This window comes from Intestinimonas sp. MSJ-38, assembly GCF_018917925.1.
Lineage (GTDB): Bacteria > Bacillota > Clostridia > Oscillospirales > Butyricicoccaceae > Pseudobutyricicoccus.
In genome coordinates this window covers 1-13,356 of the sequence record NZ_JAHLPO010000027.1, presented here as the reverse complement: position 1 = coordinate 13,356, position 13,356 = coordinate 1, and the positions used below count along the sequence as shown (strand labels likewise).

Sequence of the window (13,356 nt, the reverse complement as noted above, 5' to 3'; positions counted from 1 at the left end):
CTCCCCGGAAAACGGGGTCACTATTTTTTGAGGATGTCGGCTCCCACGGCTCGCTCCACCGCCTGGTGAAGTCCCTTGAGCCCGATCCCCAGGCTTCCCTTCTGGGAAGGGATGGGGATGACGGCCACGGTGGGCTCGTCGTTATAGCGGTCGATATCCTGGGGGATGAGGGCGGCCAGCTGCTCGGTAATATAAATGACGGCATAGCCCGCCTCCGCCAGCTTATGCAGCTGCCGGGCGGCCTCCTTCTCTTCGCTCACCGCCACGGTGGTAAGGCCCACCGCTTTGAATCCCATCACCGTCTGGCTGTCGCCGATCACAGCCGCTCTATACAGCATAACAGATCCTCAGCCTTTCCATGATCTTGTCCTGGCTCAGACCGGCGTTTTTCCCCGCCAGCACCGAGCGCACTGCGTTGTATTCCGCCTCGCAGGCCAGCAGATAACCGATGACGGTCTCTTCTCCAAAGGGAACCTGCCGGGCAAAGCGGGCATATTCGATCAGCAGATCGTCACAGGCCTTGTCCAAAAGGGCAAAGCCCCGGCCTTCCAGGGCATCCAGCGCCTGGCTTTCCAGCGTCTCCAGACAGGTTCCGGCCAGCAAGCGAGGCAGCTCCTCCCGGGTCATGGGCGCATAGAAAGCCTCCGGAGCGATGGTTCCGCCGGGCAAAATGGCCCGCTGGACATAATCCAGCCCTTTTCCCATGCGTCCCAGACGCAACGCCGTGCGCAGATTGCAGCAGTCGATGGTTCTCTGCACATATCCTGTGAGAAAATCACTGCCGCTCTCTCTGGCTTTTTTCAGCGTCTCTTCCTTCTCCGCCCGGTCCAGCACCATATCGCTGAGCTGAGGGTCACCGGTGCGCTCCAGCATCTCCTTGGCCGTCTCCACCGCCTGAGCCATCACCGGGTCCATCCCTTCCAGATCTCCCTCCCGGATCATGCGCAAAAGTTCCCGGGGCGGAATGAGACCAGCCGAAGACAAAAGCCGGGTGGGGTCCACCTGCTGGGCGTCTCCTTTGAGGATGGCCTTGATGTTGTGATAATCGTATTTCAGCCGGAATACTTCGATCATCTCCGGCCTGGGACAATGGACATACAGCAGATCCATCATCTGCTGACGCCGCTGAGAGATGACCTGCTCCAGCTTCAGCATATCCCGCCAATCAAAGGCGGGCCAGCCCTTTTCCTCCAGGAGCTTCTCCGCTTCCTGGGCGTCTTTGCTCTCGGCCAGACGGTAAAGCTGGGTGTTGTTCATCAGCTGCCCTTCCACACAGCGGATGCGGGTGCTGATGTGCAGATAATCGGTATCCTTGGTTTTTTTCAACAGGCTCCCTCCTTAAAAGAGGATGGCCGCCACTTGGCTGGCTGTCTCCTCTTCCAGCAGGTGCACAGCGGTCTCCAAAGCGCAGTTGATCTCCACCGGCCCCTGACGCAGCACAAATCCGCCGGCGATATTTTTTTCTTCCCGGCCCAGGGTGAAGGCGGCGCCGATCTTCTGATTGATCTGTTCCACCAGGGTTTCGCCCAGCCGGGCCTTGTCCCGGGCATTGAGCAGAATTTCTCCCTGCTTTTCCCCGGTCTCCTGGCACAGCTTCACCAAAAGGGCGCAGTAATCCCCTTCCTCCAGGGACAAAAGCCGCTGGAGAGCCAGGTCATAGGCTTTTTCGATCTGCTGCCGCCGGGCGGCCAGCTGCCCCTTCTTGTTTTCCAGAAGGGCAGTGCGCTCGCTGCGGCGGAGCAATTCCTCCGCCCGCGTCTGGGCGTCCTTTTTCAGGCTTTCCTCTTGGGCCTGTGCCTGCTGGGCGGCCTTTTCCCCGATGCGGGCGGCCTGCTGGCGGGCTTCTTCCAGATTCTGCTCCGCCTTGGCCTTGGCCTCATCTACAATGCTGCGAGAAATGTTTTCGATGCCTTTCATGGCGTTTACCCGATCAGGCCGCCATGCTGCCCACGCCGAAGATGACCAGCACGGAGATCAGCAGGGCCAGCACCGCGTATGTTTCCACCAGACCGGCGCTGATAACGCCCTTCATGGCGTCATCGGGCTTCTTGGCCACGATGTTCATGGCAGCAGCAGCCACACGGCCCTGGCGAATAGCGGAATAGTAACCCACAATGGCAGTGGGCAGAGCGGCGAAGAAATAAGCCACACCCTGCACCAGAGGCAGTGTGCCATCCAGCACAGCGCCATTGCTGAACAGGATCAAAAAGGCCACCAGCAGGCCATAGATACCCTGTGTGCCAGGCAGAGCCTGCAGCAGCAGAACCTTACCGAACTTGGTGGGGTCTTCGGTGAGGATGCCTGTGCCGGCCTCACCGGCCAGACCTACGCCCTTGGAAGAGCCCATACCGGCAAAAATCACCGCCAAAGCGGCACCTAATACCGCAAAACTGGTCCCCGTAAACAAGCTGGAAATCCATTCCATGATCTAGTCCTCCTTAACCACATCTACATATTTTGTTTTTATTTTCAGCGGGTGCATCATCCGCCCACCGTCTTCATAAAACCGGCCAAAGAATTCGATATACTGCAAACGGCTGGTGTGAACATAGGCCCCCAGCACGCTGATGGCGATGTTGAAGGTGTGGCCGATGATCGCCACCACCACAAACAGCAGCACGCCTATAAGGCCACCGCCGCCCATGGCACCCATTTTGTTGACCACAGAGCCTACCACAGCACCGGAAAGCCCCAAAGCCATGATACGGGAATAACTGAGCAAATCAGACACAAAGCCCGTGATGCCATACAGTTTTCCCAAACCGCCGGTGATGCGGCCAAAGCCCTTTTTGTCCCGGCCGCCCAGCAGGAGCATCAGCACCACGCCGGCAATGATCAGCCACTGTCCCACACCGATGCCCAGCACCGCAAGGCCAATGCCGGCAAAGATCATATACCAGGTGCCGGTGTCACACAGCGCACCCAGATAATCCTTCTGCCGGATCTGCCGCCATGCAGAAGCCGCCATACCGGTGAGGATCTGAATTCCGCCCAAGGCCAGGGAGAAAATCAGCATTTTCATCGGCTCTTCCATGGGATTAAACCACAGCGCAGGCAGTTCCACCCGCTTGCCCAACACGCCTTCGGTGAAGGCGGGCACTGCGTCGCCCAGCCAGCCGCCCATCAGCACACCGGCCACAATGGTGCCCAGTCCGCAATAGAAAAACAGAGTGAGCATCTGACGCATGGTTCCTTTGGGCTTGAGCAGCTTGAGTCCCAGGAAACATCCCAGGGCAATGAGGATACCGTACACAGCGTCCCCCATGATGAAGGCAAAGAATGTGATATAAAAGGGCACCATCAGGGGGTTGGGATCGATCAGGCTGCCGTAACGAGGCATGCCATACATCTCGGTGATGGCGTTAAAAGGCTCGGCCAGGGGGCCATTCTCCATGGCCGTGGGGGGAGCTTCCCCTTCCTGGGGATCCTCCATGCTATAGGCGCAGCCTTCCCGTTCCAGCACCTTTTCCACCCGCTCCTGGGCCTTTTTCGGCAGCCAGCCGGTGATGACCACGGTGTTTTTCGTGCGCACCAGGCCAGAAAGAAGCTGATCTTCCTCCGCTTCCATGGAATAGGCGTCCAAAGCCTGCTCCATGGCCCGGTAGGCATCGCCGCATTCCTTGATCTTGCCGATCAGGTCCTGCCGCTGCTGTTCCATCTGGGCCATTTGCTTTTCCAGCGCACCAATATACTGGGCCGGAGTCCCTTCCCCTTCCTGAGGAGCCTGGGCAAAGCCCCGCTGCTTGATGATGGCCATGGCCTGTTCCTTGCAGCTCTGATGAATGAGGAAGGTAACATAACGCTGTTCATTGTCGGAGGAAACCTGCTCCATCTGGCAGGCCGGCGCTTTCTCCGCCAGTTCCTCTTCCAGCTCTTTCAGATCGGCCGCTCCGGGCAGAACGCCCCGGAGATATTCCACCGCCCCGTCCATATGGTACTCCAGGGGCACATCCAGGCTTTTCCAGGGTTTGAGCTGGGTCACTGTGCCTTCCAGCCGCCCGATCTCCCCCAGCAGGCGGTTCATTTCCTCGGCCGCCTTGTTGATCTGCCGGGCAGCGGCCAGGGCCTTGTCCAGCACCTTTTCATCATAAAGCTGACTTTCGGTCAGTTGGGGCTTTCCCGCTAGCAAAGGCCGGCTGGGAGGCGGCACATACTTGGACAAGACTTCCATGGCCTGTCCGATGACCGTCAGATATTCCCCGGCCCCTGTGTTTTCTTCCGTCGTGCGCTCCAGGGCATTTTCCTGCCCGAAATCGGTGGATTCCTGGGCGGTCTCCACCTCTACGCAACCTTCCCGCCGCAGCTGGCGCAAAAGGCTGCGGCGCCTGCTTTGCAGCGCGACGGCCCGCAGGCGCTTCATTTCTACCAGCGCCATCAGCCAACGACCCTTTCCATAATGAATTTCACCGCTTTTTCCATATTGCTTTCGGCGGATGCGGCGATCTGAGCGCATTGCTTCTCTGTTTTGTCCCGCAGTCCTTCCGCCTGGCGCTCCGCCTCCTTCTGAGCCTGGGCCAACAGGGCCGCTGTCTCATCCCGGGCCTTCTGCCGGCTTTCTTCCCGCAGACGGGCGGCGTCGTTTTCCGCCTGTTCCACAATGCTCCCGGCCTCCTTGCGGGCCTGCTCCAGCAGCTGTTCTGCCTGGCGCTCTGCCTGCTCCACCTGTTCGATGGCTTTCATGGACACTCTATCACCTTCTCTTTTTCAGACTTTCGTATGCGGCCTTAGTATAGCACAAAAAAAACTTTTTGCACAGGGAAAAAAGGGACTTACCCTTATTTTTCCTTTTCCCGATTCTGCCGCGCCTGACGCAGCATTTCCAGCTCCGGCCGGAGTTCACCGGAGAGCAGCAGACAGGCCACATACACTGCGCCTCCCACTCCGGCGCCGCACAGCGTCTTGACCAGCGCCGCAAGGCCGCCGCCCTCCAAGGGGATGAAACGGCACACCACAAAGGCGCACAGAGCGCACAGAAGGGCACTGACAAAGATGCGCAGCGTACTTTTCCCATCGGGACGGAACCGGAAAGTGCGGCGCATTCCCCAGATCACCAGCAAAAAATAGCACACAAAGGCCAAAAGGGTACCCCAGGCCGCCCCCTGGATTCCCATTAGACCTGTCAGGGCAAAGGTGGCCACGATCTTGATGGCCGCGGCCAGTAGGCTGTAACGCAGCACCGGCCGGGTGTTCTTGGTCAGCTCAAAGCCCTTAATTGCATATTCGGTCAAATCCATGAAAAAATAAGCGGCAGCGGCAATACCGATGATGAAAGCTCCCGACCAATAGGTGTCCTCAAACATAAAATGTGCCAAAGGCTGGCAGACGGCGCACAGCCCCAGCGCCGCCGGCATGGCGATGAGAAAATAAAGCCTTGTGCCCTGGGCCAGCAGTTTTTCCGCCGCCTGCCGTCCGTCATTGGTATAACCGGAGATAAGGGACGGATATGTGGCCCGCACCACCGCGGCGGCGATCATGCCAAAGATACCTGAACTGACGGTGAAATTGGTGAGATAGATGGCCGAACCCACATCTCCTTCCATGAAGGCCACGATGTACCGATCCACCATGCTCAAAAGGCCGGTGCCGATGCTCATGCCGATGAGCGGCACGCCGAAAGTGAGCAGATCCCCCAGCAGGGCCTTGGAAAAATACTGAGGCCGGGTGCTGGAAGGGACATGGAGCACCGCCATGGCAATAAAAGAGGCCACAAGATCACTGATGACCGCGCCGAAGATGGCGGGATAGGGGGTGCTGTTGCCCCCGGCTGTGACCAAAAGGGTGGTGCACACCACTTTTCCCGCCACATCCAGAAGGGAGACGAAAATGCTCACCATCAGGTGTTCGGTCTGGATCAGAAGGCCGTTCATCATGGTGAAGAGGGAATAGCTGGTCAGCAGCATGGCGGCGGCAAAAAAGAGGAAGCTCCCTCCGATCTGCCAGGCCAGCGCTCCGATCCCCAGCACCACCACGGTGATGACGCCAAAGGACATCAGGAAAGTGGAATAAAAGGTCTTTTCCCCCTGGGGGCTCCGGTATTCCGACACAAAGCGGGCGGTGGCATTGTAAAGCCAGGCCGCCGACACCAGAAACAGGGCCAGCACAGTGGTGTTGACAATTTGGTAACGGCCATTCACCGCCGGTGGGAAGATGCGGGAATACAGGGCGCTCATCACCAAAAGCAGAACCCCTTCCAGCACCTTGGCCGGCACCAGAATCAGGGTATTACGGGTCATTTTTTTTGTTTCTCCTGCCAAAACGCTACCTCCTGGGAACACATGTGGGGGCCGGCCTTCTGTATTGACCATGCCCCTGGGATTCGATATAATAAAAAGAAATGACATTCCCCTTTTTTCAAAGAAATCAGGGGCCTGTACTTTTGGATTATACACGAAATCAACGCCGACTTCTACGGCTTTTGGGAGGAAATCATGAAAATTTTGCACATCGCCGGCGGCGGCGACCGGGGCGGCGCCAAGACCCATATCCTGGCCCTCTGCTCCCGCCTGAAAGAGCAGCATGAGCTCAAACTTCTGAGTATGCGGAAAGGGGAATTCGCTCAGGATGCCCAAAAAGCCGGCATTGATACGCTGGAGATCCAGTCGGGTTTTTCCCTGCGGGATTTCCTCCTGGCCAAGGAAGCCGCCCGTCAGTTTCAGCCGGATATCGTCCACTGCCACGGGGCCAAGGCCAACACCGTGGGTATCTTCCTCAAGCTGACCCTGGGCTGCACCGTCATCACCACGGTGCACAGCGACTACAAGCTGGACTACATGCACTCCTTCCTGCGCCGCCAGACCTTCGGCCGGCTGAATTCCGCCGCCCTGCGGCTGATGGATTACCATGTGACGGTATCGGATACCTTCAAAAAGATGCTCATTCAGCGTTCCTTCCGTCCCTCCCGCATCCAGACCATCTACAACGGCCTGGATTTTTCCCAGAAGACCCCGGATTTTGACCGTGGGGAATACCTGCGCCAGCAGGGGCTGAACTACACTCCCGGAGATGTGGTCATGGGCATCGCCGCCCGCCTCACCCCAGTGAAGGACATCCCCACTTTGCTGCGGGCCTTTGCCAAGGCCCGGCAGGAGGAAAAGCGGCTCAAGCTGCTCATCGGCGGCGATGGAGAAGATATGGACAAGCTGAAGACCATGGCCGCCCAGCTGGGAGTCAGCGACAGCGTCTGCTTCTGCGGCTGGGTGTCGGACATCGGCAAATTCTTCAAATCCTGTGACATTGATGTGCTCTGCTCCATTTCTGAATCCTTCCCCTATTCCATCCTGGAGGGGGTAAAAGAGGGCTGCGCCGTCATCACCTCCGATGTGGGCGGAATGCAGAAGCTCATCGATCAGGGTGAAAACGGCTTCATCTTCCAGCCAGGGGATGTGGACACTTTCGCCTCCTACATGGTGCGTCTGTGCCAGGATGAGGAGCTGCGCCGCGCCTTCGGAGAGCGCCTGTTGGAAAAGGCCTCCCGCATTTACTCCCTAGAGGGCATGGCCGCCCGTCAAAGCCAGATCTATGAATACATCCAGGCCCGTGAGGCTCGGGGCAAGCGCAACGGCATTGTCATCTGCGGCGCCTATGGCCGGGGCAATTCCGGAGACGAGGCCATTCTGGGAGCCATCGTCTCCACCATGAAGGAACTGGACCCGCTGTCCCCCCTGACCGTCATGACCCGCAAGCCCGCTGAGACCCGGCTGCTCCATGAAGTGGACGCCGTCTATACCTTCCATCTCTTCCGTTTCCGCCGGGCCATGCGCCGGGCCAGGCTCTTTATCAACGGCGGCGGCAGCCTGATCCAGGACACCACCTCCAGCCGCAGTCTGTATTTTTATCTTTACACCATTTATATTGCCCACAAACTGGGCTGCAAAGTGCAGATGTATGGCTGCGGCGTGGGCCATGTGTCCCGTCCCTTCAACCGCCGTCTGGCCGGACGGGTGCTCAACCGCAGTGTGGACATCATCACCCTGCGGGACACCATCTCCCAGCAGGAACTGAGCGATATGCATGTGGTCAAGCCGGATATCCGCCTGGCGGCCGATCCGGCCACCATCCTTACCCCCGCTTCCCCTCAGGAAGCCGACCGGTTCCTCTCTTCCCACGGTGTGCCGGTGGATGGGAAGTATTTCTGCCTGGCCCTGCGGCCCTGGGGTAATTTCCACGATTTTGAGGTCTTTGCCAAGGCGGCGGAATACGCCTACCACAAATACAGCCTCACCGCTCTTTTGCTGCCCATTGAGGTGCCCCGTGATCTTCACGCCTGCAAGCAGGTGGCCGCCCGTCTCCACACGCCCCACTATGTGCTGGGGGATGCGCCGGAGGATGTGCGTCTGACCATTGCCCTTTTGAAGAAGATGCGGCTGCTCTGCGGTATGCGTCTCCATTCCATCGTCTTTTCCGCCGTGGCCCGTACGCCTTGTCTGGCCGTGAGCTACGACATCAAGGTATCCGGCTTTATGAGCTATATCGGCCAGAGCGACCGCTGCACCACTTTGGAGCAGGTATCGGAAAGCTGGCTGTGCCAGCAAATCGACCAGCTGATGGAAAAGGAAAATCCGGAAGCCGCCGACGAGATCTGTCAGAAGCTGGCGGATATGGAGCGGGAGAACCGGAAGGCCGCTGCCACTTTGCTGGGCATTCCCTTCCCTCCCTCCAGCAATTCATAATTTTCCCCATAAATGCGAAAGGCCGCCGGAAGGCGGCCTTTTGAGCGTGTCGAAAAAGTGGCTTAGGCCACTTTTTCGAGTTTTTGCAAGGGGCTGGCGGCGAGCCGGTCCCGTGTCGGGACAGCCAAACTGCGCTCCCGCGCTGGGCAACAGAACCAAAACCCAGCAAAAAGCCACGCACAGGTCGCGGCTTTTTGCGGATTGATAGGGGTAGGGCGGACGACCCTTTTCGTTATATAGGTTTTTCGACAGTCTGAGGCCGCCGGAAGGCGGCCTTTTTTCTGATGCACACTTTACATTTTGTTAAAACCCAGCTCTTCCTCCCCTGCTTTCTTTGTGATATGATATATTATAATAAAGTAGAATTTTTTCTGTTTTTTCAGGCTCCGGCCCTGTTTTCTTGTGGGAAAGGATGATTTTTATGGAAGGCTTTGTCTCTCTGCGCAATGTGACCAAGCGCTATAAAATGGGAGAAGTGACCATCACAGCGGTGGATGGAGTGAGTTTTTCCATCAGCCAAGGGGAATTCTGCATCATTTTAGGCCAAAGCGGTGCCGGCAAAACCACGGTGCTCAACATTCTGGGCGGCATGGACAGCTGCGACGAAGGCGAAGTGCTGGTGGACGGCACCGATGTGGCCCATTTTTCTCCCCGTCAGCTCACCGGCTATCGGCGCAACGACATCGGCTTTGTCTTTCAGTTTTACAACCTGATGCAGAACCTGACCGCTTTGGAGAATGTGGAGCTGGCCGCCCAGATCTGCCGCAATCCTCTGGACGCCGCCAAAGTCCTGAGCCAGGTGGGCCTTTCCGATCGGATGAACAACTTCCCTGCCCAGCTCTCCGGCGGCGAGCAGCAGCGAGTATCCATTGCCCGGGCCCTGGCCAAAAATCCCAAGCTCCTGCTGTGCGATGAGCCCACCGGTGCTTTGGACGACGAAACCGGACGAACCATTCTGTCTCTTTTGCAGGACACCTGCCGCAAACAGGGGATGACGGTCATCGTCATCACCCACAACTCGGCCATTGCTCCCATGGCTGACCGGGTGATCCACTTAAAAAGTGGCAAAGTGACCCAGATCGAAGAAAATCCCCATCCCGTACCGGTGGAAGAAATCGAGTGGTGATAAGATGAAACACTACAAAGCTCTTTTGCACGATATCCTGGTGGAGATCCGGCGCACCCACAACCGGTATCTTTCCATTTTGTGCATCGTGCTGTTGGGTGTGGGCTTTTTCGCCGGCATCAAATCCACCTGTCCGGATATGAAAGAGACCGCTCAGCAATATTTTGAAGACCAGAATCTGATGGATATGCACCTGAAATCCTCTATGGGCTTCACGGAAGAAGATGTGGACAGCCTGAAAGCCCAGGAGGATATCGCCTGCGTTTCCCCTTCCTATTCGGTGGATGCCTTTGTGGAGCCGGCCGGGGGGGACTCCATGCTGGTGCGGGCCTGGAGCTGGGAAATCGGCGCCCAGGACGATGAGGACACCGTCAATATGCCGGTGCTCAAGGAAGGCCGCTGGCCGGAAAAGGAAAATGAATGTCTGGTAGAGCATGGAATATATTCCGGCGAGAGCTTCCAGGTGGGCCAGACCATCACTCTGTTCCTGGAAGAAGGCGATCTATCGGAGAGCCTGAAAACCCAGACCTTCACCATTGTGGGCGTGGTCGAGTCCCCCATGTACATCAATTTTGAACGGGGCAGCAGCAGTGTGGGCAACGGCTCCATTCGTTCCTTTCTCTATCTGCCGGAAGATGCCTTTGCCTATGAGGTCTACACCGATGTGTTCCTCACCTACAAAGACACCCAGGGCCTGCCCTTTTATGAGGACGAATACCAGGATGTGATGGATGAAAAAACTCCCGTGCTGGAGCAGCTGGCCGAAGAGCAGGAGCAGACCCGCCACGACGACATTTACAACGAGGCCAAAAGCGCCATTGATGCGTCTCAGGCGGAGCTGGATGAAGGCATCGCCCAATACGAAGAAAACAAAGCCCTGTTTGAGCTGCAGATCGCCGATGCCCAAAGCCAGCTGGAAAGCGCCCAAAAGCAGATCCAGGACAACGAAAGCCTGCTGCAAAACCAGCAGAAACAGCTGGAAAGCGGCAAGGCCCAGTACAGTGCCGCCCTCAGCCAGTGGCAGAGCCAGAGCCAGGCCCTTTCCGACAGGGAAGCCGAACTGGCCCAGGGAGAAAGCCAGTGGCAAAGCCTTTTCTCTCTGGTGCAGAATGTACGGGGACTGATGAACAACTATTCCACCCAAAGTCTGCCTGCGGATCAGCCCATTCCCAGTGAAGTACAAAGTGTGCTGAATGCCTCCACTGCCTTGGATGCTTTTGTGCCACAGTCTGCCTTTTCCTTCTCCCAGATTCTGAAGGAATACCTGCTGGCCGATCCGGCCGGAGAGGAAAAAGCCACCTTCTCCGCCCAACTGGACGGAGTGCTGAGTGGCGTGGAGGAAGAACTTTCCGCCAAAAGCACCCGCTCTGCCCTGGAAGAAAACCGGGCGCAGCTGAATGCAGGCAAAGCCCAGCTGGATTCCCAGGCCGCTTCCCTCGCTTCCAGCGAGCAAAAGCTGAACCAAGGCTGGAGCCAGCTCAAAATCGCAAAAGCAGAGTACCAGCAGGGCATGGAAGAACTGGAAACCCAAAAGACCCAAGGCCAGCAGCAGCTGGATGACGCTGCGGCGGAAATCGAGGAAGGCCGGGCTCAGATCTTGGAGGCTCGCCATGACCTGAACGACCTGGGTTCTCCGGAATGGTATCTGCTGGACCGGTCCAACAACCCCGGTTACAGCGAATTCACCGACGACGCCCAGCGGGTGAACCGCATCGCCGCCGTTTTCCCGGTGTTCTTCATTCTGGTGGCCGCTTTGGTATGCCTGACCACTATGACCCGCATGGTGGAAGAGCACCGCACCCAGATGGGCACCCTTAAGGCCCTGGGCTACGGAAAGGGAGCCATCATTGCCAAATATCTGGTCTATGCTCTGTCTGCCAGCTTTTTCGGCAGCATCATCGGGCTCCTGATCGGCTTCAAGCTCTTCCCTACCATCATTTTCAACGCCTACCGGATCATGTATATTCTTCCCGACTGTCTGACTCCCTTCCGGTGGGGCTATGCCATTCTATGCACGCTGGCCGCCCTGGCCTGCACCGGGCTGACCGCTCTGGCCGCCTGTTACCGTGCTTTGTCCGAATCCCCCGCCCAGCTGATGCGCCCCAAGGCGCCACGGTCCGGCAAGCGGGTGCTGTTGGAGCGTTTCACTCCTCTGTGGCGCCGTCTCAGCTTTTTGCAGAAGGTCACCGCCCGCAACCTGTTCCGCTACAAAAAGCGGATCCTGATGACCGTGGTGGGCATTTCCGGCTGCACCGCCCTGATGGTGGCCGGTTTCGGTTTGCAGCACGCCATCGCATCGGTGGTGGATATGCAGTACGATGCGATCTTCCTCTATGATGCCATGGCCGTCTTTGACGAGGAAATCACATCGGATGAACAGCAGGAGATCGCCCAGCAGCTGGACAACAGCTCCTTGGTGGAAGAATCCATGGCAGTGCGTCAAAGTACCATCGACATTTCCCGGGCCAGCGTTACCAAAAACCTGTACCTCTTTGTGCCGGAAGATCCCCAGGCCCTGTCGGATTATGTGACCCTGCGCCATCGGGGAGATGGAGAGGCCATCACCCTGCCGGAAGAAGGGGCCGTACTCACCGAAAAAATGGCCCGACTGTTGGATGTGGAAGTGGGCGACACCGTCACCCTCTCTCCGGACGGCGGCCAGAGTTATTCGGTACAGGTGGTGGACATCACCGAAAACTACACCCTGAACCTGATTTATCTTTCTCCCTCTCAGTATGAAGCCCTGTGGGGCCAGCCGGTCTCCTACAACAGCTTCCTGGTGAACATGACCCCCGATGCCACCGAAGATGCCCTGTCTTCCCAGCTGCTCACCAACAACAATATTCTGATGATCAATTACACCGCATCCTCCGGCAGTCAGTTCCACGACATTGTGGACAGCCTGAATTACATTGTGCTGGTGCTCATTGTCTGCGCCGGGGCCCTGGCCTTTGTGGTGCTTTACAACCTGGCCAACATCAACATCGAAGAACGGGTGCGGGAAATTGCCACCATCAAAGTGCTGGGCTTTTATGACGGAGAAGTTTCAGCCTATATCTACCGGGAAAACATCCTGTCTTCCCTGATGGGCATGATGGCCGGACTGTTTCTGGGCATCCCCTTCCTCCGCTTTGTCATCCACACCTCGGAGGTAGACGCCGTCATGTTCAATCCCGCCCTGGATGTCCCCACTTTCCTGTTCTCCGCTTTGCTGACGCTGCTCTTTACCATCATCGTCAACATCGCCATGCACTTCCGCCTCAAGCGAGTGGACATGGTGCAAAGCCTGAAATCCATTGAATAACACAAAAAAGTCTCCGGGATACCGGAGACTTGAGCGTGTCGAAAAAGTGGCTTAGGCCACTTTTTCGAGTTTTTGCAAGGGGCTGGCGGAGTGCCTCCGCTCCCATACTGCGCTCCCGCGCCGGGCCGGTTGTACGCAGAAAAGCAAAGAAAGTATGGCCGTCCGGCCACCGGACCAGCGGGGCGCCCCGCCCTTGAGAAGTGCAAAAAGCCACGCACAGGTCGCGGCTTTTTGCGGATTGATAGGGGTAGGGCGGC

At 57.6% G+C, this 13,356-nt stretch carries 10 protein-coding genes; 3 read left to right on the top strand and 7 right to left on the bottom strand.

Features of this window, described 5'->3' with window-relative positions:
* Window positions 1-20: 20 nt before the first annotated feature.
* From KQI26_RS13010 to KQI26_RS12980, 7 genes are all read right to left on the bottom strand, one after another.
* Window positions 21-338 carry a V-type ATP synthase subunit F gene (locus KQI26_RS13010; protein WP_371744163.1) on the bottom strand — a complete coding sequence of 106 codons (318 nt, stop codon included), beginning with the start codon at window positions 336-338 and terminating at the stop codon, window positions 21-23.
* Window positions 328-1,326, bottom strand: coding sequence for a V-type ATPase subunit (locus tag KQI26_RS13005; protein ID WP_216504744.1), 999 nt, complete (start codon window positions 1,324-1,326; stop codon window positions 328-330). Before KQI26_RS13005 ends, KQI26_RS13010 begins: the two co-directional genes overlap by 11 nt.
* Window positions 1,327-1,338: 12 nt before the next feature.
* Window positions 1,339-1,917 carry a V-type ATP synthase subunit E gene (locus KQI26_RS13000; RefSeq protein ID WP_216504743.1) on the bottom strand — a complete coding sequence of 193 codons (579 nt, stop codon included), beginning with the start codon at window positions 1,915-1,917 and terminating at the stop codon, window positions 1,339-1,341.
* Window positions 1,918-1,930: 13 nt separating this feature from the next.
* Window positions 1,931-2,425 carry a V-type ATP synthase subunit K gene (locus tag KQI26_RS12995; protein ID WP_118428672.1) on the bottom strand — a complete coding sequence of 165 codons (495 nt, stop codon included), beginning with the start codon at window positions 2,423-2,425 and terminating at the stop codon, window positions 1,931-1,933.
* A 3-nt stretch (window positions 2,426-2,428) separates the two neighbouring features.
* On the bottom strand, window positions 2,429-4,375 hold the full coding sequence (locus KQI26_RS12990; protein WP_216504742.1) for a V-type ATP synthase subunit I: 1,947 nt from the start codon (window positions 4,373-4,375) through the stop codon (window positions 2,429-2,431).
* Window positions 4,375-4,680, bottom strand: coding sequence for a V-type ATPase subunit subunit G family protein (locus KQI26_RS12985; RefSeq protein ID WP_118746998.1), 306 nt, complete (start codon window positions 4,678-4,680; stop codon window positions 4,375-4,377). The genes KQI26_RS12990 and KQI26_RS12985 overlap by 1 nt, the downstream gene beginning before the upstream one ends.
* Window positions 4,681-4,775: 95 nt before the next feature.
* Window positions 4,776-6,233 carry a lipopolysaccharide biosynthesis protein gene (locus KQI26_RS12980; protein ID WP_216504741.1) on the bottom strand — a complete coding sequence of 486 codons (1,458 nt, stop codon included), beginning with the start codon at window positions 6,231-6,233 and terminating at the stop codon, window positions 4,776-4,778.
* Between the two features lie 195 nt (window positions 6,234-6,428).
* Between KQI26_RS12980 and csaB the strand changes: the two genes are divergently transcribed.
* The 3 genes from csaB to KQI26_RS12965 all read left to right on the top strand — a co-directional run bounded on the left by csaB (window position 6,429) and on the right by KQI26_RS12965 (window position 13,099).
* A complete protein-coding gene (csaB, locus tag KQI26_RS12975; RefSeq protein WP_216504740.1) occupies window positions 6,429-8,669 on the top strand; it encodes a polysaccharide pyruvyl transferase CsaB in 2,241 nt (746 codons plus the stop codon).
* A 421-nt stretch (window positions 8,670-9,090) separates the two neighbouring features.
* A complete protein-coding gene (locus tag KQI26_RS12970; RefSeq protein ID WP_216504739.1) occupies window positions 9,091-9,795 on the top strand; it encodes an ABC transporter ATP-binding protein in 705 nt (234 codons plus the stop codon).
* A gap of 4 nt (window positions 9,796-9,799) precedes the next feature.
* Entirely contained in the window at window positions 9,800-13,099 is a 3,300-nt protein-coding gene (locus tag KQI26_RS12965; protein ID WP_216504738.1) for an FtsX-like permease family protein, read from the top strand.
* Window positions 13,100-13,356: the final 257 nt, after the last annotated feature.